Origin of the sequence: Streptomyces sp. NPDC127098, assembly GCF_042722465.1 — a bacterium.
Taxonomy (GTDB): domain Bacteria; phylum Actinomycetota; class Actinomycetes; order Streptomycetales; family Streptomycetaceae; genus Streptomyces; species Streptomyces millisiae.
In genome coordinates this window covers 59,502-82,855 of record NZ_JBHXFJ010000002.1, presented here as the reverse complement: position 1 = coordinate 82,855, position 23,354 = coordinate 59,502, and the positions used below count along the sequence as shown (strand labels likewise).

At 71.8% G+C, this 23,354-nt stretch carries 23 protein-coding genes; 11 read left to right on the top strand and 12 right to left on the bottom strand.

Annotated features, from left to right (window positions below):
* The first annotated feature begins 4 nt into the window (after window positions 1–4).
* Window positions 5–1,006, top strand: a complete 1,002-nt coding sequence (locus ACFWI8_RS01850) for a 4-hydroxythreonine-4-phosphate dehydrogenase PdxA (protein ID WP_387084453.1) — start codon at window positions 5–7, stop codon at window positions 1,004–1,006.
* Window positions 1,007–1,349: 343 nt separating this feature from the next.
* A complete protein-coding gene (locus tag ACFWI8_RS01845) occupies window positions 1,350–3,035 on the top strand; it encodes a DUF885 domain-containing protein (protein ID WP_387084451.1) in 1,686 nt (561 codons plus the stop codon).
* A 158-nt stretch (window positions 3,036–3,193) separates the two neighbouring features.
* Here the strand turns inward: ACFWI8_RS01845 and trxA are convergent, their stop codons facing one another.
* The 5 genes from trxA to ACFWI8_RS01820 form a co-directional block, all read right to left on the bottom strand.
* Window positions 3,194–3,532, bottom strand: coding sequence for a thioredoxin (trxA, locus tag ACFWI8_RS01840; protein WP_387084449.1), 339 nt, complete (start codon window positions 3,530–3,532; stop codon window positions 3,194–3,196).
* The gene (locus tag ACFWI8_RS01835) at window positions 3,529–3,966 is read right to left on the bottom strand and encodes a MerR family transcriptional regulator (RefSeq protein WP_387084447.1); all 438 of its coding nucleotides are present in this window, start codon (window positions 3,964–3,966) and stop codon (window positions 3,529–3,531) included. The genes trxA and ACFWI8_RS01835 overlap by 4 nt, the downstream gene beginning before the upstream one ends.
* Before the next feature lie 201 nt (window positions 3,967–4,167).
* Window positions 4,168–5,001 carry a hypothetical protein gene (locus ACFWI8_RS01830; protein ID WP_387084445.1) on the bottom strand — a complete coding sequence of 278 codons (834 nt, stop codon included), beginning with the start codon at window positions 4,999–5,001 and terminating at the stop codon, window positions 4,168–4,170.
* A complete protein-coding gene (locus tag ACFWI8_RS01825; protein WP_387084443.1) occupies window positions 4,983–5,894 on the bottom strand; it encodes a radical SAM/SPASM domain-containing protein in 912 nt (303 codons plus the stop codon). Before ACFWI8_RS01825 ends, ACFWI8_RS01830 begins: the two co-directional genes overlap by 19 nt.
* Window positions 5,891–6,316, bottom strand: a complete 426-nt coding sequence (locus ACFWI8_RS01820) for an ATP-binding protein (protein ID WP_387084441.1) — start codon at window positions 6,314–6,316, stop codon at window positions 5,891–5,893. The genes ACFWI8_RS01825 and ACFWI8_RS01820 overlap by 4 nt, the downstream gene beginning before the upstream one ends.
* A 161-nt stretch (window positions 6,317–6,477) precedes the next feature.
* Between ACFWI8_RS01820 and ACFWI8_RS01815 the strand changes: the two genes are divergently transcribed.
* The 5 genes from ACFWI8_RS01815 (at window position 6,478) to ACFWI8_RS01795 (ending at window position 11,190) form a co-directional block, all read left to right on the top strand.
* Window positions 6,478–7,731 carry an XRE family transcriptional regulator gene (locus ACFWI8_RS01815; RefSeq protein ID WP_387084439.1) on the top strand — a complete coding sequence of 418 codons (1,254 nt, stop codon included), beginning with the start codon at window positions 6,478–6,480 and terminating at the stop codon, window positions 7,729–7,731.
* A 5-nt stretch (window positions 7,732–7,736) separates the two neighbouring features.
* Window positions 7,737–8,291, top strand: coding sequence for a GNAT family N-acetyltransferase (locus ACFWI8_RS01810; RefSeq protein WP_387084787.1), 555 nt, complete (start codon window positions 7,737–7,739; stop codon window positions 8,289–8,291).
* Window positions 8,292–8,382: 91 nt separating this feature from the next.
* Window positions 8,383–8,868, top strand: a complete 486-nt coding sequence (locus ACFWI8_RS01805; protein ID WP_387084437.1) for a hypothetical protein — start codon at window positions 8,383–8,385, stop codon at window positions 8,866–8,868.
* 104 nt (window positions 8,869–8,972) lie between these two features.
* Window positions 8,973–10,211, top strand: coding sequence for a DUF4032 domain-containing protein (locus ACFWI8_RS01800; RefSeq protein ID WP_387084435.1), 1,239 nt, complete (start codon window positions 8,973–8,975; stop codon window positions 10,209–10,211).
* Window positions 10,212–10,278: 67 nt separating this feature from the next.
* Window positions 10,279–11,190: a YbhN family protein gene (locus ACFWI8_RS01795; protein ID WP_387084433.1), complete on the top strand. Its 912-nt coding sequence runs from the start codon at window positions 10,279–10,281 to the stop codon at window positions 11,188–11,190.
* A 46-nt stretch (window positions 11,191–11,236) separates the two neighbouring features.
* On the opposite strand, the gene ACFWI8_RS01790 is transcribed toward ACFWI8_RS01795, so the two are convergent.
* The 3 genes from ACFWI8_RS01790 to ACFWI8_RS01780 form a co-directional block, all read right to left on the bottom strand.
* Window positions 11,237–12,811 carry an alkaline phosphatase D family protein gene (locus tag ACFWI8_RS01790; RefSeq protein WP_387084785.1) on the bottom strand — a complete coding sequence of 525 codons (1,575 nt, stop codon included), beginning with the start codon at window positions 12,809–12,811 and terminating at the stop codon, window positions 11,237–11,239.
* Between the two features lie 133 nt (window positions 12,812–12,944).
* On the bottom strand, window positions 12,945–13,883 hold the full coding sequence (locus ACFWI8_RS01785; protein ID WP_387084783.1) for an arabinan endo-1,5-alpha-L-arabinosidase: 939 nt from the start codon (window positions 13,881–13,883) through the stop codon (window positions 12,945–12,947).
* Window positions 13,884–13,999: 116 nt separating this feature from the next.
* A complete protein-coding gene (locus ACFWI8_RS01780) occupies window positions 14,000–15,592 on the bottom strand; it encodes an alkaline phosphatase D family protein (protein ID WP_387084431.1) in 1,593 nt (530 codons plus the stop codon).
* Between the two features lie 353 nt (window positions 15,593–15,945).
* Between ACFWI8_RS01780 and ACFWI8_RS01775 the strand changes: the two genes are divergently transcribed.
* Window positions 15,946–17,520, top strand: coding sequence for an alkaline phosphatase D family protein (locus ACFWI8_RS01775; protein ID WP_387084782.1), 1,575 nt, complete (start codon window positions 15,946–15,948; stop codon window positions 17,518–17,520).
* Between the two features lie 25 nt (window positions 17,521–17,545).
* Here ACFWI8_RS01775 and ACFWI8_RS01770 read toward each other — a convergent pair whose 3' ends face one another.
* From ACFWI8_RS01770 to ACFWI8_RS01755, 4 genes are all read right to left on the bottom strand, one after another.
* On the bottom strand, window positions 17,546–17,914 hold the full coding sequence (locus ACFWI8_RS01770; RefSeq protein WP_387084429.1) for a VOC family protein: 369 nt from the start codon (window positions 17,912–17,914) through the stop codon (window positions 17,546–17,548).
* A 134-nt stretch (window positions 17,915–18,048) separates the two neighbouring features.
* Window positions 18,049–18,459, bottom strand: a complete 411-nt coding sequence (locus ACFWI8_RS01765) for a hypothetical protein (RefSeq protein WP_387084427.1) — start codon at window positions 18,457–18,459, stop codon at window positions 18,049–18,051.
* 163 nt (window positions 18,460–18,622) lie between these two features.
* The gene (locus tag ACFWI8_RS01760; protein ID WP_387084425.1) at window positions 18,623–19,198 is read right to left on the bottom strand and encodes a TerD family protein; all 576 of its coding nucleotides are present in this window, start codon (window positions 19,196–19,198) and stop codon (window positions 18,623–18,625) included.
* A 97-nt stretch (window positions 19,199–19,295) separates the two neighbouring features.
* Entirely contained in the window at window positions 19,296–19,751 is a 456-nt protein-coding gene (locus ACFWI8_RS01755; protein WP_387084423.1) for a tellurite resistance TerB family protein, read from the bottom strand.
* 204 nt (window positions 19,752–19,955) lie between these two features.
* On the opposite strand from ACFWI8_RS01755, the gene ACFWI8_RS01750 reads away from it, so the two are divergent.
* From ACFWI8_RS01750 to ACFWI8_RS01740, 3 genes are all read left to right on the top strand, one after another.
* Window positions 19,956–20,750, top strand: coding sequence for an endonuclease I family protein (locus ACFWI8_RS01750; protein ID WP_387084421.1), 795 nt, complete (start codon window positions 19,956–19,958; stop codon window positions 20,748–20,750).
* Between the two features lie 148 nt (window positions 20,751–20,898).
* The gene (locus tag ACFWI8_RS01745) at window positions 20,899–22,152 is read left to right on the top strand and encodes an MFS transporter (protein ID WP_387084419.1); all 1,254 of its coding nucleotides are present in this window, start codon (window positions 20,899–20,901) and stop codon (window positions 22,150–22,152) included.
* Window positions 22,153–22,361: 209 nt separating this feature from the next.
* Window positions 22,362–23,312 carry a phosphoglycerate dehydrogenase gene (locus tag ACFWI8_RS01740; protein ID WP_387084417.1) on the top strand — a complete coding sequence of 317 codons (951 nt, stop codon included), beginning with the start codon at window positions 22,362–22,364 and terminating at the stop codon, window positions 23,310–23,312.
* The last annotated feature ends 42 nt before the right edge of the window (window positions 23,313–23,354 follow it).

Sequence of the window (23,354 nt, the reverse complement as noted above, 5' to 3'; positions counted from 1 at the left end):
CCGCATGACCACCGCCCCGCCCCGCCCCCGCGTCGCCATCACCCTCGGAGACCCGGCCGGCATCGGACCCGAACTCGTCGCCCGGCTGCTCGCCGACCCCGAGACCACGGCCGCCGCCGACCTGTTGCTGATCTCCGACCCGGCCGAACTCACCCTCGCCGAGGCCGACTCGGGCCTCACCGTCGACTACACCACCACGCCCACCGAGGGCCGCCCGCTGCTGGTGGACAACGGGGCACGGCGGCCCGCCGAGCCCTTCGAGCGGCGCCGGGCCACCGAGGCCGGCGGGCGGTGGGCGATGGACAACCTGCGGGTGGCGCTCGACCTGGCCGCCAAGGGCGAGGTCGACGCCATCCTGTTCGCCCCGCTCAACAAGTCCTCGCTGCACCTGGCCGGGCTCGCCGAGAGCGACGAGCTGCGCTGGTTCGAAGTCGTCCTCGGCGTCGAGGGCTTCACCTCGGAGCTCAACGTGCTGCCGGGCCTGTGGACCTCCCGCGTCACCTCGCACATCTCCATCGCCGAGGTGGACGCCGGCATCACCCGCGAGCGGGTGGCGGCGGCCGGCCGGCTGCTGGACGGCGTGCTGCGCGGCGGCGCCGGCATCGCGGCCCCGCGCATCGGGGTCTGCGCGCTCAACCCGCACGCGGGGGAGAGCGGCCGCTTCGGCCGGCACGAGATCGACATCATCGCGCCGGCCGTCGAGGACCTGCGCGCCGAGGGGATCGACGCCACCGGGCCCTTCCCCTCCGACACCATCTTCCTGCGGGCCCGCGCCGGCGACTTCGACGGGGTGTTGACCATGTACCACGACCAGGGGCAGATCGCGATGAAGCTGATGGGCTTCGACGGCGGCGTCACCATCGCCGGCGGCCTGCCCATCCCCATCTGCACCCCGGCCCACGGCACCGCCTTCGACCTGGTCGGCAGGCGCGCCGCCACCATGGGCTCGATGAACAACGCGTTCCGCCTGGCCACCAGGCTCGGCGCCGCGGCGGCCGGGAGGTAGGCGGTACCCGGGCAGGTCGGGCGGACACCGCGTGGCCGGCCCGCACGGCGCCGTCCGTCCCGGCACGTTCGGCGGAGCGCTAACGCTGGGAGGTGCCCCCATTCGCTCCGCTCAAGGCGGAGGGTCGCCCTCACAGCGGGTTGTTCGGGCGATTCGACAGCTCTGCTTCCCAGGTCCGTCCCGCGTCGCTGTCGCTGTCGCCCGCGAACCGGGCGAGCGGACCCACCCGTGGCGGGGCCCAACGGCGCTGGCACGGCCACCACCGCACGGTGTGTGACCGAGGTAACCCCTTAATCAAACGGGAGTTCCTTCCTTTGCCCCGCACGTCGGAGATGATGGCACGATGCAGCGTTCTGGCTCCTCCCTCTCTGCTCCCCTCCCCGGTACGCCTCGCGCGATCGCCGACGATTACGTGGACCGGCTCGTCGAGCTCAACCCCGTGGCCGGCACCCTGTTCGGTGCCAACCCCGGTGCGGACGATTTTCCCGACTACTCCCCGGACGGCCACGCCGCGCTCGCCGCCGTCGAACGCGCCACCCTCGCCCGGCTGGACGCGGTGGGCGACCCCGGCGACGTGGACGAGCGGCGCGCGGCCCGGCTGCTGCGGGAACGGCTCGGCGCCTCGCTCGCCCTGGAGGAGGCGGGGGAGAACCTGCGGCAGGTCGACAACCAGTTCTCCCCGGTGCATCAGCAGCGTTTCGCCTTTCTGTTGATGCCCACCGCCACCGACGAGGACTGGGCGGTGGTCGGCCGCCGGCTCCGTAACGTCCCGGCCGCGCTGCGGGGTTACGCCGATTCGCTGCGGGCCGGCGCGGCACGCGGCCTGAACGCCGCCCCGCGCCAGGTGGAGACCGTCGTCGAGCAGCTGGACGCCTGGCTGGAGTCCGACTGGTACCGCACCTTCGCGGCCGGCGGCCCCGAGGCGCAGCGCGCCGAGCTGGCCGCCTCGGCCGACGCGGCGACCGCCGGTCTTGCGGAGCTACGCGCGTATCTGAGCGAGGGTTACCTGCCCGCCGTCGCCGGTACCCCGGACGCGGTAGGCCGTGAGCGCTATCTGCTGTCGGCGCGCCACTGGACCGGCTCGGACCTGGATCTGGAGGACGCGTACGCGTACGGCTGGGAGGAGTTCCACCGGCTGGAGCGCGAGATGCGCGCGGTCGCGGCGGAGATCCTGCCGGGCGAGTCGACGTTCGCCGCGATGCAGCACCTGGAGAAGAAGGGCCAGGCGATCGACGGCGAGGAGGAGATGCGGGTCTGGCTCCAGGAGCTGATGGAGCGGGCGATCAGCGATCTGGACGGTACGCACTTCGATCTGGCGGATCCGATCAAGCGGGTGGAGGCCAGGATCGCCCCACCCGGCAGCGCGGCGGGCCCGTACTACACCGGCCCCTCGCTGGACTTCGCGCGCCCGGGCCGCACCTGGCTGCCGACGCTGGGCAAGACCAGGTTCCCGGTGTGGAACCTGGTCTCCGCCTGGTACCACGAGGGTGTCCCCGGGCACCATCTCCAGCTGGCGCAGTGGGTGCTGGTGCAGGAACGGCTCTCACGCTTCCAGGTGAGCGTGGGCTCGGTGAGCGCGGCGACCGAGGGCTGGGCGCTGTACGCCGAGCGGCTGATGGACGAGCTGGGGTATCTGACGGACCCGGCGCACCGGCTCGGCTATCTGTCGGCCCAGATGCTGCGCGCGGTGCGGGTGATCATCGACATCGGCATGCACCTGGGGCTGAAGGTCCCGGCCGGTGAGAGCTACCACCCGGGCGAGGTGTGGACGCCGGAGCTGGCCACCGAGTTCCTCATGACCCACACCGGGACGGAGCCGGAGTACACGCGCTCGGAGCTGACCCGCTACCTGGGCATGCCGGGCCAGGCCATCAGCTACAAGCTCGGCGAGCGCGCCTGGCTGGCTGGCCGCGAGGCGGCGCGTGCGGCGGGTGGCGCCGGCTTCGACCTGAAGGCCTGGCACATGGCGGCGCTGTCGCTGGGCTCGCTGGGTCTGGACGATCTGGCGGACGAACTCGCCGCGCTGTGACGGTGCGATGACTGATCCCCTGCCCAAGCGGGCCCGGTGCGGGTCCGCTTGAGCAGGCGTGGCGCTGCCCGGACTCCAACGGAGTCGGGAACGTCTACACCCTGGTCTGCAACACCGGCCGGCCCAGGACAAGACCATCCCATGTCATCGGTGACGGGCTACGCGTCGAGATCGTCGGCGAGCTCCTGGAGCAGCCGCCGCTTGGGCCGGGCGCCGACCAGCGAGCGCACCGGCTCGCCGGCGCGGAACAGCATCAGCGTCGGCATGGACATCACCTGGTAGGCCGCGGCGGTGGCCGGGTTGTGGTCCACGTCCACCGAGACCACCCGCAGCCGGTGCGCCTCCTCCCGCGCCACCTCGTCGAGCACCGGCGCGATCATGCGGCACGGCGGGCACCAATCGGCCGTGAAATCCACCAGCACCGGCACGTCGGAGCCCAGCACCTCCGCTTCGAACGTCGCGTCGGTGACCTCGGTCACGCTCGTCGTGGCAGTCATCGTCCGTCCTCCGGGGCGTCGTCGATCAGTTCGTCGATCAGTTCGCAGCGCGGCGGCGGGCCGCCCGGCAGCCGGGCGCCGGCCGCCAGCTCGGCGGCGGCCAGCCGGGCGCCGAGCGTGGCCCGCACCTCGGTGAGCCGCGCGACGAAGGCGTCGAGCTCGGCCAGCTTGCGCCGGTAGACCTCGAGCGAGGCCGGGCACACGTCCCCGGCCGGCTCCCCGGACCGCAGGCAGTCGACGAACGGCCTGGTCTCCTCCAGGTCGAAACCGAAGTCCCGCAGGGTCTGGATCTGCCGCAGCTGCCGCAGGTCGTCCTCGTCGTAGTCGCGGTAGCCGTTACCCGCCCGCCGGGACCGCAGCAGCCCCCGCGACTCGTAGTAGCGCAGGGTCCGGGTCGTCGTCCCCGCGCGCTTCGCCAGCTCACCGATGCGCATGGCTCCGAACGTAAACCTTTACGTCGACGTTCAGGCAAGCGGCGATGCTTGCGGCGCCACCGTGACGCCCCGATGAGCAGCCCAGGCTTCGGCTGCCTCGGCCAGTGCCCTCAACCACGTTTCCTCGGGCCGGCGCAGCGCGAACGCCCAAGCCTCGCAGCGGGCTGCCCAGACTCCGCGACCGCGGAGAGCGCTTCCCCCCTACCGGACGGGCTCGACCGTGACGCCTCGGTGTCGGGCCCACGCCTCGGCCGCTTCGGCGAACGTCCGCCGGCCTTGTCTGTCCGGTCTGCGGTCTGCCATCTCCCGCCACATGCGCACCGTGGCGCCGGCGAAGGCATCGATTCCCTCCGGGTTCGCCTCCCGCCACGCCGCGCAGCCGGCCCCCCACGACTCCGCGGCCACGGGGCTGAGTCCGGCAGCCACCAGCTGAACGACGATCTGTGCCGGATCGATGAACCCGGCCCCCCGGGTGGGCCACCCCCAGTCCACCACCCAGGCCCGGCACGCGCCAATGATCAGGTTCTCCTGATGGAGGTCGGCGTGCAGGAGCGCATCCCCACGGAGGAGTTCGGCCTCCGACTGGTCGGAGAGAAAGCGGTCCCACCGGGTCTCGGTCCAGTCTCGCGCGGCCTGTGGGGGCCTTACCGCCCCGATCTCGTCCACGAGTTCGCGGACCACGGGCAGATCCGCCGAGCCGGGCGAGAAGTCCGCCGGCCGCCCGTCCAGCACCTCGAAACCGAGGGCGATCCATTCCCCGTCCTCCGCGTCCCAGAGCAGCCGGGCGGACAACGGCCCCGCGAGTGGCGTGACCAGCTTCTCGCGCAGGAGGGATTCCCGCCGCCAGCCGTGGTTCGGCTCCGCCTTGACGAAGACCGGCCCTTTCTCGCATTCCAGGACCGCCGTGAGGCCCGGCTCCTTTTCGTCCCCGATGGGCCGGAACTCGTTCACGTGCCCGGTGTAGGGATGAATCAACGATTCGACCCCGGGGGGCATACCGTCTGTCATGAGATCTCTCACCGGAAAGGGCCGCATGGATCACTGGGATAACCGGGCCTGCATTCCCCCTGATCAGGCGGACAGGGAACGGGGAAATCCCCCTTTGGGGCGCAGGGCGTCTGGGCAGGGTAGCAGGGCGTCTGATCGGGATAGCAGCGCTGATCCGGAGCACACTCCTCGGGCCGAACCGCCCTGCCGATCCTGGCGGTGGCATCGGTCATGAGTGCGCCGTCGAGGAGGCTCGCCAACGGGGTGGCCCTGACGTTTCCCACCGGCATCCAGTTGGAGAAGACGCACGGAGAGACCTCACCGTCCGGCCCGATGGCGGCCCTGCCGTCCCCGCATCGACCGCAGAGGCCGCTCGGGTCGGGCGTGCGTTCCGAGGCCCCACGCCCGAAGGGACGGACGCTATCCACCCCGATCGTCGTCACGCCGACGCCCTGTAGCTCCGACCGTGCCTCGTCCACGCGCTGGGCCTCGTCGGCCGCGACGATGCCAACCCGCAGTCGGACGCCCAGGCGGACGGCCTTCTCGATGTTCGCGCGGGTCCGCGCATGGCTCGGGCGCCGCGTCATGGCGTTGTGCTCGACTGCCTGGTCGGAGTAGTACGAGGTCGCCAGCGAGACGCCGGGACGTTGGAGCAGGCGCCACCACGCGTCGGTGACGTGCACGAGATTGCTGTAGACCTCGACCGCCAGGCGGATGTTCAGCGCGCGGTCCACCAGTTCGGCCGCGTGCGGGTGCATGGTCGGTTCCCCGCCGATGAGTTGGACGTGTCGCACGCCGCAGGCGGCGGCCTGGTCCAGCACGTCGATCCAGTCCTCGCGGCTCATGGTGCCGTGGGTGCCGTCCGGCCCCGAGGCGTTGTAGCAGTGCACGCAGCTCAGCTGGCACTTCCGCGTCAGGTCCAGCCAGAGAAAGCGCGTCATCGCGACACCTCCCGCAGCCGGCAGGCGAACCAGACGATCTTGCCGACGCGCGGGTGAGTGGCCTCCCACCCGAACCGGTCGGCCATCTCGCGCAACAGCCACAGCCCCCGACCGGAGTCGGCATCCCACTCCGGCCTGCCGATGACCGGAATTTCCGACGACCGGTCGAAGACCTGAACCACGGCCTCGCCGCCGATGCGAACGATCCGCAGATAGCACTGCCGACACTCCACGTGCCGGATGACGTTCGACAGCAACTCCGAGACCCCGAGCCGCGCCACCTCGACGGCCGCCGGCGAGGCGTCCCAGCCACGGAACACGTCGGCCACGGCCCGCCGCCACAGCTCTATCTCCTGGGCACGGGCGACCAGCGACCATCCGTACACGTGCTGTTCCCTGGCGACTCCTGCGGCGGCCTGCATGGCACCTCCGAGGCTCTGGTGTGACGACGGCTTCCTGTGCCAGTGAACGACTGGCCGCTACGGAATGTCAGGAACAAACGACGCTTCGCGCAGGACGTCGGACCGGAAAATTCCGCCGCGCGCGGTTCGGCCGTCAGGGGTTCTGCGACTACCTTGAGTGCGTGGCCGGTAACAGCACCCTCAAAGCGCGTATGGCGGAAGCTGGCTTCACGCAGACAGAGCTGGCCGAGGCGGTGAACGCCATCCTGCAGGCGGACGGGCATGCGGGGACGGTCGGTGATCGCACCGTGCGTAATTGGCTGACGGGCAGGACGCGCTGGCCGCACCGCAGGCAACGGGTCGCGTTGGAGGCAGTATTCAATTGCCCAATTACCGAGTTGGGCTTCGCTCCCAGACGCGATGTCTCGCGCCCGGTTCCCTCGGAGGCATCCGTGCTTCGCCGCCGCTTCATCAGCACATCCGCTCACATGGCCATGGCTCACGCCGCCGGTGCAGCCCAATCCGCCCGCCCGCGCGTGGGCTCAGCTGACGTCCAGCGGCTGTTGTCCAAGTTCGCTGTCATCGTTGCCAGCGATCACCGCTACGGCGGAAGGTTGACCATCGAAGCCCAGGCTGCGGCTCTGGCCGGAGAAGCTCTCACACTTCAGGAACGCGGCAGCGCGAGCCAGCGCGTTCGCGCGGCGCTATATGCCTGCGCGGCGTCCTTCACGTCGAGCGCCATGTGGGCCGCGATCGACGGGCGGCGCTTCGAGGCGGCGCAACGGCACTTCGCTCGCGCCGTGAGCCTCGCGGCCATGTCGGGCGAGCCGACGATCCAGTTCCGCATCTGGTCTCACGCTGGAAGTCTCTACCGTCATCTTGGCCGCCCCGCAGACGCGTTGGCAGCGAACGACGTGGCCCGTCGCGCCACTCTCACGCGGCGAGATCCCATGTTCGCCTCGCTGGGACACGCCCGGCACGCGGCCATTCATGGGCTGAGAGGCGACTCCCGGGCCGTGCGGCAGCTTCTGGGCAACGCCCAGGACGCTCTGCAACGGGCTGAACCTGGCGAGTCCCGCCCGGTCTGGATGAACGCCTTCTATGACCAGGCCGAGTTGGAAAGCCTCGCGGTGGCAGCGTATTTGGCGTTGGGAAGATATGAAGACGCCGAAGCACACGCTCATCGCAGCCTGGCCCTCTTGAAGCCGGCGATGCAGCGTTCGCGGGCCATCACCACAGCACGTCTCGCGCAGGCGCAACTCGGGCAAGGCGAGGTCGAGCGGGCCGTAGCAACCGCCATGTCCATCCCCGACGAGCCATCGGGCCAGCATCCCCGAATCACCAGCATGCTCGGCGAGTTCGACACGCGTCTGCGCGTGGCCGCTCCCTCAAGCCAGGCTGCCCGTACCTGGAACCAGTACTTCCGAGAGACGTGAAGGGAATCATGGTGGCCACCGCTGTTGAACTTCGTCGTACTTCCGAGATCGACGCCGTCTGGACCATCCTCATCGAGGTGTATGCCGAGGTTCGAGCCGACAAACTCCATTTGCCGCACTACTCCGTGGAGCGATTCGGCGAACGGCTTGCGCGGCATGCCTCCGAGCCGGGGTGGGAAGTGGTGATCGCGTTCGACGGCGACGAACCAGTCGGGTACGCCTACGGCAATGCCATCGAGCCAGACGACCGTTGGTGGCAACGAATGACGACTCCGTTGCCGGCAGGCTGCGCAGACAAGCCAACGATGGCGCTCAAGGAGATCATGCTGCGGGCTCCCTGGCGTGGGCTGGGCATCGCTCGGCGCATTCATGACGCGCTCCTCGCGGCCAGGCCGGAGGAACAGGTCACGCTCCTGGTCAATCCCCTGGCGGGGAACGGCAAGGTCAAGGCCCTGTACGAGTCGTGGGGGTACACCGAGATCAGTTCCCAGCAACCCTCCCCGGACGGGCCCGTCCTCACGGCCATGGTGCGGCCGACGCGGGCCACGGCCCCGCGCTGAACAGACAAGGACGGCAGCGGAAAGCGCCAAAGCCGGTGAGTGAGGTGCGGGATAGGCTCCGCTGCCTATTGTCGAGCTGACCAGGAGAGGCATGCCCACCATTGCCGTGACCGGCCACATGGATCTCACGGAGGCCACCGAGCGGCTGGTGCGGGCCGAGATGCGGAGGTTGCTCGTGCGGCACGACGTCACCGAGCTGGTGGGGGTCTCCTGCCTCGCCGCCGGGGCGGACACGCTCTTCGCCGAGGCGGTGTTGGAGGCTGGCGGCCGCCTCGTCCTGGTGATTCCCGCGCGTGACTACCGGGCGCGGAAGGTGGCGCCGGAGCATGCCGCCACGTTCGACCGGCTGGTGGCGGCGGCCGGCGAGGTGGTCACCATGCCGTGGGAGCGGGCCGGTGGCGAGGCGTACACGGCGGCGGGGAAGGAGTTGCTGCGGCGCGCCGACCGGCTGGTCGCCGTGTGGAACGGCGCACCGCCGAGCGGGAAGGGCGGGACCGCCGACGTGGTCGCGGAGGCGCGTGCGGCCGGCATCCCGGTGGACGTGGTGTGGCCGGCGGGCGCGGCGCGGCGCGGCTGAGCGGAGGAGGCGGCACGCGATCCGCGTAGCGGCCCCGCGCCGGTCATGAAACTTTACGTCGACATGGCGGCAAACCGCAGGGGACCGTGACGCAGACTGGGGTCATGGACCTGCAGATCACCGCCACCGACCCCGAGCACCCGATCACGCTTCTCGACCTGCCGTGGGACGTGCCGCTGACCGACTGGCCCGAGAAGCACCTGGTCTCGCTGCCCCGCGGCATCTCCCGGCACGTGGTGCGGTTCGCCAGGGCCGGCGGCGAGGTCGTCGCCGTCAAGGAGGTCGGCGAGTGGGCCGCGGTCCGCGAGTACGGGCTGCTGCGCGACCTGGGCCGGCTCGACGTGCCGGCGGTCGACCCGGTGGCCGTCGTCACCGGCCGGTACGACGCGCATGGCGAGCCGCTCGAACCCGTCCTGATCACCCGGCAGCTGAAGGGCTCGCTGCCCTACCGGTCGATGTTCGAGACCACCATGCGCCCCACCACCATCAAGCGCCTGCTCGACGCGCTCGCCGTACTGCTGGTCCGGCTGCACCTCAACGGCTTCGCCTGGGGCGACTGCTCGCTCTCCAACACCCTGTTCCGCCGGGACGCCGGCGCCTACGCGGCCTACCTGGTCGACGCCGAGACCGGCCAGATCCAGCCCACCCTCTCCAGGGGACAGCGCGAGTACGACCTGGAGGTGGCCCGGGTCAACATCGCCGGCGAGCTGATGGACCTGGAGGCGGGCGGCTCGCTGCACCCGTCCGTCGACCCCGTCCCCTTCGGCGACGAGATCTGTGAGCGCTACGGCGAGCTGTGGCACGAGCTCACCCGCACCTCCGTCTACCCCAAGGACAAGCGCCACTACATCGACCGGCGGATAAGGCGACTCAACGACCTGGGCTTCGACGTCGCCGAGATGCAGATCAAGCGCTCGCCCGACGGGGACGCCGTCACCTTCTGGCCCAAGGTCGTGGACGCCGGCCACCACCAGCGCCAGCTGCTCCGCCTCACCGGCCTGGACGCCGAGGAGAACCAGGCCCGCAGCCTGCTGCGCGACCTGGAGACCTGGATGGTCACGCAGGACGACTACGCGCCAGGCGACCCGCTCGGCGCCCGCCCCGAGGTGCTGGCCCACCGCTGGGTGCGCGACGTCTTCCGGCCCATCGTCCGGGCCGTGCCGCGCGAGCTGCGGGAGAGCGTGGACACCGCGCAGATCTACCACGAGCTGCTCGAACACCGGCTGCTGCTCTCCGAGCGGCGCCGCGAGGACGTCTCCATGGAGGAGGCCGCCCTCGACTACGTGGCCCGTCGTGGCGAACGCGGCCCCGACGACGAGGGCGCGGTTGTCTTCCCGGCCTGACCCGGCCGTCTCCTCCCGGCCACCACCCGGATCACCGAAGGACACGTCGCGGCGCCATGCTCGTCGCGTGCTCCGACGGATCCTCTGTCTGCTGCCGATCGTCGCCGTGGCCGTCTGGCTCTACCACAACAGGACGCACCTGGGCTCCGGCGTCCGGCAGGCGCTCGACGGGAACGGGTACTGGATGCTGGCCGCCGTGGCCAGCACGCTGCTCGGCTGGGTCGCCGTCTCCTTCGCCCGGCAGGGCACGGTGCTGGAACGCCTGCCCGCCGGCCGGCTGCTGGTCACCCAGTTCGCCGCCGGCGCCGCCAACCACCTGCTGCCCTCCGGGATCGGCGCCGGCGCCGTCAACATCCGCTTCATGGCCCGCTGCGGCCTGCCGCCGGCCCGCTACTCGGCCGCGCTCGCCCTCTACTACCTCGCCGAGGGCGTCGCCCGCGGGACGCTGCTGCTCGCCTTCCCCGAGGCGCTGCGGCTCGAGACGCTGCTGCCCGAGGAGATCGGCCTGTCGCTCGCCGCCACCCTGGCGGTCGCCGCGCTGCTCGGGGTGGCCGTGGCGCTGGCCTGCGTGGGCCGGATCCGCCGGGCCGTGGCCACCTTCGTCCGCACCGCGCTCACCGACGTCCGCTCGCTGCACGCCAGGCCGTCCCGGGCGCTGGCACTGTGGGGCGGCTCCTTCGCCTTCCCGATGCTGCAGGCCGCCGGACTCGTGACCGTGGCCCTCGCGCTCGGCCTGACCCTGCCGGTCGGCCACCTGGTGCTCGCCTACCTGGCCGCCTCCGTGGTGGCGGCCGCCGTGCCCTCGCCCGGCGGCATCGGCTCGGTCGACGCGGCGCTGGTCGTCGCCCTGGTGGCCACCGGCGCCACCGCGGGCGCCGCCACCGCGACCGTGCTGGTCTTCCGGGTGATCACCGTCTGGCTCCCCCTGCTGCCCGGCGCGCTGGTCCTGGCCGGCCTGGTCCGGTGGAAGGTGGTGTGAAGCGGCCGCCCCGCCGTCCGCGGTGGGCGGTGCCGCCGCCAGGCGGCTACTGGCCGACCAGGCCCGGCTCCAGCACCTTGGTGTAGAGCACCGCGCCGCCCAGCTCGCGCAGCCTGACGGTCAACTCGCCGCTGTCGCCGTCGATCGCCACCTCGCCGTAGAACTGGTAGCCCTCGGCCGGCGACACGTTGCCGCGCTCCGGCGCCTTGACGAACACCCGCTCCGGGCCGAAGGTGCCGTCCAGCGCGCTGGCCGGGAAGGCCCCCGCGTTGATCGGCCCGGTCACGAACTCCCAGAACGGCTCGAAGTCGCCGAACGCCGCCCTGGACGGCTGGTAGTGCTGGGCCGAGGTGTGGTGCACGTCGGCCGTCAGCCAGACGGTGCCGGTGATCCGGCGGTGCTTCACGAAGCGCAGCAGCTCGGCGATCTGCAGCTCACGGCCGAGGGGCGCGCCCGGGTCGGCGTTGGCGATCGCCTCGATGTCGGTGGCGCCGTCCGGCACCACCAGGCCGATCGGCATGTCGGCCGCGATCACCTTCCACACCGCCCGGGAGCGGGACAGCTCGGTCTTGAGCCAGCGCAGCTGCTCGGCGCCGAGGATGCCCTGCTCGTTCTCCTGCTCCCGGCCCGGGGAGTTGGCGTCCCGGTGGGTGCGCATGTCGAGCACGAACACGTCGAGCAGCGGCCCGTAGCGCACCACCCGGTGCACCCGCCCGTCACGGGTGGGGCTCAGCGTGGGGATGGGGAAGTACTCGGCGAACGCGCGCCGCGCCCTGGCGGCCAGCACGTCGACGGACTTCTCGGTGTAGCGGGCGTCGGTCAGGATCTCGCCCGGGTACCAGTTGTTGGTGACCTCGTGGTCGTCCCACTGCACGATGGCCGGCACCTGGGCGTTGAAGCGCCGCAGGTTGGCGTCCTGGAGGTTGTAGCGGAAGTTGCCCCGGTACTCGGCGAGGGTCTCGGCGACCTTCGCCTTCTCGGGGGTGGTGACGTTGCGCCACACCCGGCCGTCAGGCAGGGGCACGCTGTCGGTGAGCGGCCCGTCCGCGTAGACGGTGTCGCCGCTGAAGAGGAAGAAGTCGGGGTCGAGGCGGCGCATCTCCTCGAAGAGCAGGTAGCCGCCGAGCTCCTGGTTGATGCCCCAGCCCTGGCCGGCGAGGTCGCCCGACCACACGAAGCTCACCCCGGCGCGGCGGCGGGCCGGCGCGGTGCGGAAGGTGCCGGTCACCGGCTCGCCGACCCGGCGCGGGTCGTCGGGGTCGGCGAGCAGCACCCGGTAGTGCACCTGCTCGCCGGCCGGCAGGCCGTGCAGCGGCGTGGTGCCGGTGAAGTCGGTGCCCGGGCCGAGCAGCGGGCCGCGCCAGCGCTCGACCCGCCGGAACGAGTCGGTGGCCGAGGTCTCCACGACCATCCGGGCCGGCCGGTCGGAGCGCGCCCAGACCAGACCGGACGAGCTGGTGACGTCCCCGACCTGGACGCCCCAGTCGGCGCCGGGCCGGCCGGAGAGCGCCAGCGCGGGCGCGGTGCCGGCGAGGGCGGGCAGGGCGAGCCCGGCCGAGGCGGCGAGGCCGCCGCGCAGCACGTTTCTCCTGGACGGTCGCATCGAGGGCAACTCCGGCATCCGCTCTCTCCTGTCGCTCACGCGTTCTCCGACAGTCGGCAGCATGGTCCGGAGACCGCCCGCGGCCGAGGCACACGGGCGGAAATCTCGGCGAACAGCAGCCCAACGCACCAGTCCGTCAGTTACCAGCCCGTCAGTAGAGGACGGGCCAGCCGCTGCTCCAGTTGATGAGGTTGACGCCGAGCTTGGGCGCGCCGTTGTCCTGGCCGTCGTAGTAGTGGTAGACGAGCAGGTCGCCGTCGACGTCGTTCATCACCGACTGGCCGCCGGGGCCGACGTACCGGCCCTGCGTCTCCCGCACCAGGGTGCCGCCGCCGTTCATCAGGTTGACGCCGTTGCGGTCGACGAACGGGCCGTTGGGGCTGGTGGAGCGGCCCACCTTGATGTGGTAGGTGCTGCTGGTGCCGGCGCAGCAGGTGCCGTAGGAGTTGAACAGGTAGTAGTAGCCGTTGCGCTTGACCAGCGACGGGCCCTCGATGCCGCCGCCCTGTGAGGCCAGGCTGTAGACGGTGCGGTTGGTGGCGTGCCGCAGGCCGGTGGCGGGGTTGAGCTGGATCTGCTTGATCCCGGTCCACCAGGAGCCGAACGTCAGCCACCAGGTGCCGTTGTCGTCGACCAGCAGGTTGGGGTCGATGGCGTTGTGGTTGGAGCTGGAGGTGGTCGAGTAGACGATGCCGCGGTCGGTGAAGCTGCCGGGACGGCCGGTGGTGGAGGTGGCCAGGCCGATCGCCGAGTGGTTGGAGCCGAAGCTGGAGACCGCGTAGTACAGCCAGTAGGTGCCGTTGTGGTAGGAGATGTCGGGGGCCCAGGGGCTCTGCTCGGGCGAGTAGGTCGACCACCAGGACAGTGGCGAGGCGAACGCCGAGCCGGCGTTGGCGAACGCGATCCGGTCCGACGAGGTGCGGGCGTCCAGGCGGTTGTTGGAGCCGTAGAGCACGTAGCCGGAACTGGTCCTGATCATCGAGGGGTCGTGGATGCCGGTCGCGCCCGTCACCAGTCCGGGGTTGGGGTAGGCGACGGCGCTGCCGGGCGTCAGCAGCAGCATGGCGGCGGCGGCCAGGGCCGCCGCCATGACGCGGGACAACAGGCGGTGCACAGGGCTCACGGTGGCACTCCTCACCGGTGGGGGTAGCTCTCACCGCTGAAGTGGTCGCGGCACCGCCGAAGGTTGCCGGCCGCCCGCCGCCGTCAGGCGAGTTCGACGCCCGGGCGGCCGTTCTCCACCCGCAGGCCGGCCAGCGTGCTCGCGGTGGCCGTCGGCTGGCGGACGGTGTCCACGATCCGTACCCGGGCGTCGACGCCGTCCCGGTCGATGTCGAAAAGGTGGTAGCCGCGGTGCGCGTCGAGCAGCTTCCAATGCGGGTTGTCGGGCCTGCGCGGGTCCCACTCGGCGCGGAACGCGGCCTGGTCCTGGTCGCCGTTGGAACTGATCGAGGTGCCCACGAACTCGGCCCCGACCACCTGGGAGTTCGGCTCGGCGAAGTCCCGCCTGAGGTCGCTGACCATGGTCAGGTGGCGGTCGCCGGAGAGCACCACCGGGTTGCGGAAGGCGGCGAACTCGGCGAGCAGTTCGTTCCTCTCCACCTGGTAGCCGTCCCAGGCGTCGTAGAACCACTGCTTGCCCTCGCCGACCAGCAGGTCGGTCTCGGCCATCATGATCTGCGAGCCGACGAGGTTCCAGCGGGCGGGGGAGCGCCGCATCCCGTCCAGCAGCCAGCGCTTCTGCTCGGCGCCGAGCATCGTCAACAGCGGGCTGCGGGCGCCCTCCTGGCTGGTCGCCTGGTCGCTGCGGTACTGCCGCGTGTCGAGCACCTGGAGCCGGGCGAGCCGCCCGAAGTCCAGCCGGCGGTGCGCCCTGATGTGCGGGCCCGAGGGCACCGCGGTGGCGCGCACCGGCATGTGCTCGTAGAACGCCTGGTAGGCGGCGGTCAGTCGGGCGACGAACGCGTCGTGCGGCTGCCGGTCGGGGTCCTGCGGTATCTCGCCGGCGAAGTCGTTGTCCACCTCGTGGTCGTCGAAGGTGACGATCCACGGCGCCTCGGCGTGCATCCGCGCCAGGTCCGGGTCCGTGCGGTACTGGGCGTACCGGTTCCGGTACTGGACCAGCGAGTACGGCTCCCCGGTGCCCTCGTGGCGGCGGACGGCGGTGGCCGAGGGGCCGCTCTCGTAGATGTAGTCGCCGACGAACAGCACCGCGTCCACATCCTGCGCGGCCATGTCCGCGTAGGGCGTGAACCAGCCGTGCTGCCAGTTCTGGCAGGAGGCGAGCGCGAGCCGCAGCCGGCCGCCCTCGGCGTGCGCCGGGGGCGCGGTCCTGGTGCGCCCGACGGGGGAGAGCTGGTTCCCGACCCGGAAGCGGTACCAGTGGTCGCGGTGCGGGCGCAGGCCCCGGACGTCGACGTGCACGCTGTGCCCCAGCGAGGGCTCGGCCCGCGCGGTGCCCTGCCCGACGATCCGCCGGAAGCGGGAGTCCTCCGCGATCTGCCAGCCGACGGACACCGCCTGGTCCGGCATGCCGCCGCCGTTCAGCGGGTCGGGTGCCAGCCGGGTCCACAGCACCACGCCGTCAGGGAGCGGGTCGCCGGAGGCCACGCCGAGCGTGAACGCCCCGTCGGGCACCGTGGGTTCGGCCGGGCGGGCGGCGACCCGGGGCACGGCGTCCGTCCGGGGCGGCACGGCGCCCGCGGGGGCGGCGCCCGCCAACTGGCCGACCGCGGCGCTGCCGAGAGCCGTGGCGCCGGCCGCGAGGAAGCGGCGTCGGCCGGTGGTCGGTTGGGACATGACGATCCTCCGGTATGTCGGGGACATGGCACGCTGCCGGGACAGACCGTGACAGCCGCTCGATACCGGTGCCTTAACGGCGGTGAGCCGCGACCTTACGGCGCAATGTGACCTGGTGACCGCGTCCGATGGCCGAAAGGCGCTGGAATGCTCCGTTCTCCGGGGCGTCGGAGAACGGCGTCGATTGTTCATCCGGCGATTTCCGGAACGACGAAAGCGGCTGCTTGCATCGCAGTCCGGTGAAAATCCTCCGAATCGTCCTCGGAATCCGGAAAAGCGGCCCTGGAGTCACGTTGTCCCGCCCCCCACACCCCCCACACCGGAATCCCGCTCAGCCCGTGCTGCCCGCCGGAATGCGCGGCGAGCCGAACCGCCGCCGTTTCCTCACGCTCGCCGCCGGCAGCGCGCTGGTCGCCGCGCTGCCCCTGGCCGGCGCCACGGCCGCGCCACGGCGCGCCGTCCCCCGGCTGTCCGGCGATCCCTTCACCCTCGGCGTCGCCTCAGGGGACCCGCTCCCGGACGGCGTCCTCCTGTGGACCAGGCTGGCGCCAGAGCCGGTGGCGCCCGACGGGCTCGGCGGCATGCCCCCGCTGGCCGTCCCGGTCGACTGGCAGCTGGCCGCCGACCCCCGGTTCCGGCACGTGGTGCGCTCCGGGGTGGCGCAGGCCACACCGGAACTCGGCCACTCCGTGCACGTCGAGGTCGAGGGACTGCGCCCGGACCGCGAGTACTGGTACCGCTTCCGGGCCGCCGGCCACCTCAGCGAGACGGGCCGCACCAGGACGGCGCCGGCCGCGGGCGCCGCCCTCTCCTCGCTCACCTTCGCCTACCTGAGCTGCCAGAACTACTTCGAGGGCCACTTCACGGCGCTGCGCCACCTGGCCGACGAGGACCTGGACGTCGTGGTCCATCTGGGCGACTACATCTACGAGATCAGCGAGCCGAGCGCGATCGGCCGCGACCACCTGCCGGTCGGCGAGCCGAACTCGCTGGCCGACTACCGGGTCCGGTACGGGCAGTACAAGAGCGACGGCGACCTGCGGGCCGCGCACGCCGCCGCGGCCTGGATCGTCACGATGGACGACCACGAGGTGGACAACGACTGGGCCGGCGACGTGGGCGGCGAACAGGAGACCGGCGACGCCTTCCTGGCGATGCGCGCCGCCGCTTTCCAGGCCTACTACGAGAACCTGCCGCTGCGCAGGAGCGCGATCCCGAGCGGTCCCGACATGGCGCTGCACCGGCGCTTCGACTACGGCGACCTGGCCCGCTTCCACGTGCTCGACGGCCGGCAGTTCCGCGACGACCAGGTCTGCTACGGCCCCGGCCTCGACCACGACTGCGCCGACCGGCTGGCCGCCGACCGCTCGATGCTCGGCGCCGCGCAGGAGCGCTGGCTGACCGAGGGGCTGCGGGACTCGGGAGCCGTCTGGGACGTGCTCGCCAACCAGGTGCTGATGATGCAGGCGGACGCCGCCGCGGGCCCGGAGCGCGACTTCGGAATGGACACCTGGGACGGCTATGCGGCGGCCAGGGACCGCCTTTTCCGGAGCGTCCGGGACAACCGGGTGGAGAATTTCGTGGTGTTGACGGGCGACGCGCACCGGAATCTCGCCGCCGATCTCAAGGCCGATTTCGACGACCCCGAATCGGCCACCGTGGGCGCCGAATTCATGGCCACGTCCATCACGTCGAGCGGCGACGGCGTGGACCACGACGAGTGGGGGCGGCGCTGGCTCGCCGAGAACCCACACATGCGCTTCCACAACGGACAGCGCGGCTACGGACGTTGCCACGTCACCCGGGACGAGTGGCGCACCGACTACCGGATCGTCCCCTACGTCAGCCGCCCCGGCGCCCCGGTCTCCACCCGCGCCAGCGTCTACGTGGCGGCCGGCGAGCCCGGCATCGCCCAGGTCGAGTCGTGAGCACGGCGGCCGGACAGGGCCCCCATCAGGCGTACTCGTCGGTGCGCACGAAGAGGCAGAACGGGTGGCCCACGGGATCGCACAGGACCCGTACGTCGGCCCGGGGTTGGAACTCCGCGAGGGTCGCGCCCAGGGCCAGGGCGTGCCCCACGGCGGACGCCAGGTCGCTCACCCCGATGTCCGGGTGCGTCATCATCTGCTGCTCGGACCCGGTGGAGGGCCACCGCGGAGGCGTGAAGAGCGGCTCCGTCTGGAACGACAGCCCGGCACCGCCGTCGGGCGGCGCGAGCTCCACCCAGTCGGGTTCGTCCCGCCGCGTCGGCCACCCGAGCAGGCGCTGGTGGAACCGTGCCAGTTCGCGGGCGTTCGGCGCGTCGAGCGTGGTCGCGGTCAACGTGAAACGTGGTTGCGGCTGCATACCGTGCCGCTGCCCGGCTCCGCCGTTTCGAAGGGCAACCGGCGCCGGGTCTTAGGGTCGCCGCCGACCGTGATCCGAGTCCCGGGCCGCTTCGGCGCACGATGTCCGGCTCACGGCTCGGGGAACCTCCCCCGCTGGGTGATCAGCCACATCCACCGCTCCAGCGTGGCGACGAACTCCTCCAGGTCGGGGGTGGTGTGGGAGGCTCGCTGGTGGTCCCAGTCGGGGTCGAGGACGACGACGCGGAAGCCGTGGCCGCCGTACCAGCCGGCGTCGACGTTGATCTCCCGAGACGGTGGGCCGCCCAGCCCCGCGGTCGCCCAGGGCGGCGTCGCGGTACGCGCCCAGTACAGGTCCTCGGAGTCGTTGGCCTCGATCCGCCCGTCCGGCAGGAGTCGGACGTCCAGGGTGTTGTGGATGACGTGCCAACCCGCGGGTATCCGCAGCGGGACCAGGGCCCATTTCTCGGAAACGGCCATCGCCAGCGGGGAGTCGGGCGGAAGCCGGAAGATCGGGTCCATGCGCCGAGAGCGTACTGTGGCGTACGTTCCGCGAGGAGCCGAACCGGCCGCTGGCGCTGGTCACCGCCATGGTGCTCGGCTGGGCCCGGGGCCGTGCCGCTCCGGCGCCGAGACCGGCACCGGAGCAGCCGGGAGCCAGCGGGCCGTGCCCGGGGCCGCCGTCCTACACGTTGACGCCGTAGTCGGTGGCGATGCCGGCCAGGCCGGAGGCGTAACCCTGGCCCACCGCGCGGAACTTCCACTCGGCGCCGTGCCGGTAGAGCTCGCCGAAGATCATCGCCGTCTCGGTGGCCGCGTCCTCGCTGAGGTCGTAGCGGGCGATCTCGGTGCCGTTGGCCTGGTTGACGACGCGGATGAACGCGTTGCGGATCTGGCCGAAGCTCTGGCCGCGGGCGACCGCGTCGTGGATCGAGACGGGGAAGACGATGGAGGCGATCTCGGCGGGCACGGCCGCCAGGTTCACCTTGATCGCCTCGTCGTCGCCCTCGCCCTCACCGGTGAGGTTGTCCCCGGTGTGCTCCACGGAGCCGTCCGGGCTGGTCAGGTTGTTGTAGAAGACGAAGTGCTGGTCGGAGGCGACCTTGCCGCTCGCGGTGCACAGCAGGGCGCTGGCGTCCAGGTCGTAGTCGGCGCCCGTGGTCGTGCGGACGTCCCAGCCGAGCCCGACCACCACCGCGGTCAGGCCGGGTGCCTCCTTGGTCAGCGAGACGTTGCCGCCCTTGGACAGGGTTACTCCCACGCTCTCCTCCTCGATGCGTACGGGGTCCGTGGATATGTGCCCGGATGGGCCCTCGGTTAAGAAACTACAGCAGTGTAGAAATTGTCCGGCCGTCGGTTCAGAGGTCGAACTCGGCAGGCGGCAGGCCGAGCGCGAAGCAGGCCTCGCGGACCACGCCACGCTCTTCCTCGTCGAAGTGCCCGTCCGCGCCGCCGATCACGATGCCGATCTGGATGACGGCCCGCGCCTCGGCCGGCTTCTTCTTGGCCTTCGCGACCTCCTGCAGGAGGCTGACCTTACCGAAGTCGAAGTCGTTCGTGAGCTTGTCCAGGTAACCCTCGAAGCGCTGCTGCAGGTCCATGGCGTCGAAGTTCTGCAGGACCTCGTTGCCGGCGATCAGTTGTGCCACGCGGCGGCGCTCGGCGGGGTCGACCGAGCCGTCGGCGGCGGCCACCAGGGCGCAGATCGCCATGCTCGCGTCGCGGAACGCCCCGCTCTTGAGGTCGTTCTTCCGGGCGTTGAGCTGAGCCTGCATCGACGACGCGGACTCCTTGATGCGGTCCCACAGGGCCATGGGGAAACTCCGTTGGATCGACTGGCGGATCACTTCTACGCAAGTGTAGAACCAGCGGCGGGGTCCGCGTGACGAGGGGCTCACACGCGATCACGGGTGACGCGCGTAGTTTCCCGAGTGCCTGGCAGGTACATATCACTCACGAACGGCCGCTCGCCCGAGGGGCGTTCACGCCGTACCGCCACCCCCACGGAAAGGTCCCCCATGCGCAGGACCCTGCTCACCGGCGCCCTCACCCTCGTCCTGATAGCCCCGCCCGGCCTCGCGGCCGCCACCGCGACCGCCGCCGCGCCGGTCGTGGAGACCCAGGACGACGCCTACTACGCGGACGCCCTCGGCCTCACCGGCGAGCCGCTGCGGGACGCGCTGCACGAGATCATCAGCACCGGCGTCACCACCCTCAGTTACTCCCAGGTCTGGGAGGCCCTCAAGGTCACCGACCGGGACCCGGCCAACTCCGCCAACGTGGTCCTGCTCTACACCGGCCAGTCCCGCTCCGCGTCCCTCAATGGCGGGGACGTCGGCGACTGGAACCGGGAGCACGTCTGGGCCCAGTCGCACGGCGACTTCGGCACCTCGCCGGGCCCGGGCACCGACGTGCACCACCTGCGCCCAGCCGACGTGCAGGTCAACAGCTCGCGCGGCAACAAGGACTTCGACGACGGCGGCTCGGCCGTCGCCATCGCTCCGGGCAACTACACCGACGCCGACTCCTGGGAACCCCGCGACCAGGACAAGGGCGACATCGCACGGATGCTCTTCTACATGTCCGTGCGGTACGAGGGCGGCGACGGCTTCGCCGACCTCGAACTCAACGACGCGGTGAACAACGGCAGTCGGCCCTACCACGGCCGGCTCTCCACCCTCCTGGAATGGAACGAGCTGGACCCGCCGTCCGCCTTCGAGGAGCGCCGCAACGAGCTCATCCACGACCAGTACCAGGGCAACCGCAACCCGTTCATCGACCACCCGGAGTGGGCCGAGGACATCTGGGGGTAGGGCGCGACGGTCGGCGGGTCCGGACGGGCCGATATCGCCTGGTTGGACCCGCGGGACCGGACATAGACTCCGCCGGGGCGCGCCACCGGGCGCGGCCTTCCTCGTCGTGCCCGCCGTCCGTCCCGCTCGCGCGCCCCCGGAGTAAGCGATGTCCCGAACCGTCCCCGGCACCCGGCCCGTCAGCGCCCGGGTGGCGGTCTTCGCGCTGTTCTTCACCAACGGCTTCGTCTTCTCCAACGTCGTCCCGCGCTACCCCGAGATCAAGGCCGAGCTCGGCCTGTCCAACGCCGCCCTCGGCACGGCCATCGCCGCCATGCCGCTCGGCGCGCTAATGCTCGGGCTGACCGCAGGACCGCTGATCAGGCGGTTCGGCTCGGCGCACACCGCCGTCGTCAGCCAGCTGCTGATGGGCGTCAACATCGTGCTGGTGGGCACCGCGCCCGGGTACGCGGTGCTGTGCGCGGCGATCTTCGTCGCCGGCAGCCTGGACGCGGTCAACGACGTCGCGATGAACGCGCACGGCATGCGGGTGCAGCGCCGCTACGGCCGGTCGATCCTGAACGCCTTCCACGGGCTGTGGAGCGTGGGCGCGGTGCTCGGTGGCGTGGCCGGCGCGGCGGCCGCCCAGTTCGAGCTGGCGCTCGCCCTCCACCTCGGCCTGGTCGGCGCGGTCACCCTCGCCTCGGCCCTGGTCTCCTCGCGGTTCCTGCTGCCGGGCCCCGACGACACCGAGCGCGACCCGGCCGCGGCGCCCGCGGCGGCCGGCGGCGGTGGTGGGCGGGCCTGGCTGCGGCGGCCGGTACTGGTCGCGTTCGCCGTGCTCGGTCTGATGACGGCGGCCACCACCGTCGTCGAGGACGCCCCGAGCTCCTGGGGCGCCGTGTACCTCCAGAGCGAGCTGGCGGCCGGCCCCTTCGTCGGCGGCCTCGCCTTCATGGCGCTCCAGGGCACCCAGACCGTCGGCCGGCTGCTGGGCGACCGGGTGGTCCAGCGGCTCGGCGACCGCGCCACCGCCAGGATCGGCGGGGTGCTGGTCACGGGCGGCATGGGCGCGGCGCTGCTGTGGCCCTCCGTGCCGAGCACCGTCGTCGGCTTCGGCCTGGCCGGACTCGGCATCGCGACGCTGATCCCGGCGGCCCTGCACGCCGCCGACGAGGTGCCGGGGCTCTGGCCCGGTGCGGGCATCAGCGTGGCCGCGTTCCTGCTCCGCATCGGCTTCCTGGTGTCCCCGCCGGTGGTGGGTCTGATCGCCGACGCGCACTCGATCCGGCTCGGCCTGGCAGTGGTGCCGGTCGCCGGCCTGGTGATCCTGGGGACCGCGCACGTCCTGGACACCAGGCGGCAGCCGGCGGCCGAGGCCGGCGCGGCGCCGGGTGCCGAGGACGCCCGCGCCGCCGCCTGACGTCCGGCGCCGCCTGACGGTCGCGGCGCATCGCGCGACCCGTCCCACTCGTGATCCCATTCCTGCGCGATCCGCGCAGATGTATGCCCTGCGGTGCCGGGAACTCGGCGTTCTCTCGCGCGAAATGCGCGAAGACTCTTGCGCGAAACAAACAGTCATGCGACGGTTTCCCGCATCACGATCCTGTCGGCCGCACGGGAAGCCGAGGCATGCCCACCACGCTCATCACCACGCCCACCTTCGCGCGGTACTCCCGCGACCCCTGGACCCTGCTGGAGAGCGCCGGCGCCGGGCCGGTCCGCCCGGTCGAGGACGCCGCCCTGCCAGGACCCGAACTCCTCGCCAGGGTCGGCGCCGCCGACGCGCTGATCGTCGGCATGGACCCGATCACCGCCGAGGTCATCGAGGCCGCCGGGCGGCTGAAGGTCATCGCCAAGCACGGCGTCGGCGTGGACACCATCGACCTGGCCGCCGCCCGCGCTCGCGGCATCCGGGTCACCTACGCTCCCGGCAGCAACTCGCGGGCCGTCGCCGAGTTCACCTTCGGCCTCATGCTGGCCGCCGCCCGTCGCGTCCCCGAGGCCGACGCGCAGCTGCGCGCCGGCCGCTGGCCCAAGCTCTTCGGCCCCGAACTCGCCGGCAAGACCCTGGCCATCGTCGGGTTCGGCCGCATCGGCCGGCTCCTCGCCGGCTACGCCCAGGCGTTCGGCATGACCGTGCTCGCCCACGACCCCTACCTCGACGACGCCGAGATCAGTGCCCGCGGCGCCCGCCCCGCACCCCTGCGCACCGCCCTGGCCGAGGCGCACTTCACCAGCCTCCACCTGCCGGCCGACCCCGGCGCCCCACCGCTGCTCGACGAGGCGACGCTGCGCGCCATGCGCCCCGGCGGCTACCTGATCAACGCCGCCAGGGGCGGCCTCGTCGACGAACGGGCCCTCGCCGCGCTGCTCGTCGAAGGCCACCTGGCCGGCGCCGCAGTGGACGCCTTCGCCGTCGAGCCGCTCGGCGACAGCCCGCTGCGCACCGCGCCCAACGTCGTGCTCACCCCGCACATGGCCGCGTGCAGTCACGAGGCCAACCGGACCATGGGCGTGACCGTCGCCGAGGACGTGGTCCGGGTACTGGCCGGCGAGGAGCCGCGCCACGAGGCGACCTGACCTGGCCCCTCGTCCCCGACCTTCCCCACCTCCCCCCAGAAC

Excerpts from the sequence above, each read along its gene's own strand:
- ACFWI8_RS01830 (WP_387084445.1), bottom strand. The coding sequence starts at position 5,001 with ATGCGGCCCTTTCCGGTGAGAGATCTCATGACAGACGGTATGCCCCCC.
- ACFWI8_RS01800 (WP_387084435.1), top strand. The coding sequence starts at position 8,973 with ATGGACCTGCAGATCACCGCCACCGACCCCGAGCACCCGATCACGCTT.
- ACFWI8_RS01820 (WP_387084441.1), bottom strand. The coding sequence starts at position 6,316 with ATGCAGGCCGCCGCAGGAGTCGCCAGGGAACAGCACGTGTACGGATGG.
- ACFWI8_RS01785 (WP_387084783.1), bottom strand. The coding sequence starts at position 13,883 with ATGGCGGCGGCCCTGGCCGCCGCCGCCATGCTGCTGCTGACGCCCGGC.
- ACFWI8_RS01845 (WP_387084451.1), top strand. The coding sequence starts at position 1,350 with ATGCAGCGTTCTGGCTCCTCCCTCTCTGCTCCCCTCCCCGGTACGCCT.
- ACFWI8_RS01775 (WP_387084782.1), top strand. The coding sequence starts at position 15,946 with ATGCGCGGCGAGCCGAACCGCCGCCGTTTCCTCACGCTCGCCGCCGGC.
- ACFWI8_RS01805 (WP_387084437.1), top strand. The coding sequence starts at position 8,383 with ATGCCCACCATTGCCGTGACCGGCCACATGGATCTCACGGAGGCCACC.
- ACFWI8_RS01835 (WP_387084447.1), bottom strand. The coding sequence starts at position 3,966 with ATGCGCATCGGTGAGCTGGCGAAGCGCGCGGGGACGACGACCCGGACC.
- ACFWI8_RS01790 (WP_387084785.1), bottom strand. The coding sequence starts at position 12,811 with ATGCCGGAGTTGCCCTCGATGCGACCGTCCAGGAGAAACGTGCTGCGC.
- ACFWI8_RS01750 (WP_387084421.1), top strand. The coding sequence starts at position 19,956 with ATGCGCAGGACCCTGCTCACCGGCGCCCTCACCCTCGTCCTGATAGCC.
- ACFWI8_RS01850 (WP_387084453.1), top strand. The coding sequence starts at position 5 with ATGACCACCGCCCCGCCCCGCCCCCGCGTCGCCATCACCCTCGGAGAC.
- ACFWI8_RS01755 (WP_387084423.1), bottom strand. The coding sequence starts at position 19,751 with ATGGCCCTGTGGGACCGCATCAAGGAGTCCGCGTCGTCGATGCAGGCT.
- ACFWI8_RS01765 (WP_387084427.1), bottom strand. The coding sequence starts at position 18,459 with ATGGACCCGATCTTCCGGCTTCCGCCCGACTCCCCGCTGGCGATGGCC.
- ACFWI8_RS01740 (WP_387084417.1), top strand. The coding sequence starts at position 22,362 with ATGCCCACCACGCTCATCACCACGCCCACCTTCGCGCGGTACTCCCGC.
- ACFWI8_RS01745 (WP_387084419.1), top strand. The coding sequence starts at position 20,899 with ATGTCCCGAACCGTCCCCGGCACCCGGCCCGTCAGCGCCCGGGTGGCG.
- trxA (WP_387084449.1), bottom strand. The coding sequence starts at position 3,532 with ATGACTGCCACGACGAGCGTGACCGAGGTCACCGACGCGACGTTCGAA.
- ACFWI8_RS01780 (WP_387084431.1), bottom strand. The coding sequence starts at position 15,592 with ATGTCCCAACCGACCACCGGCCGACGCCGCTTCCTCGCGGCCGGCGCC.
- ACFWI8_RS01825 (WP_387084443.1), bottom strand. The coding sequence starts at position 5,894 with ATGACGCGCTTTCTCTGGCTGGACCTGACGCGGAAGTGCCAGCTGAGC.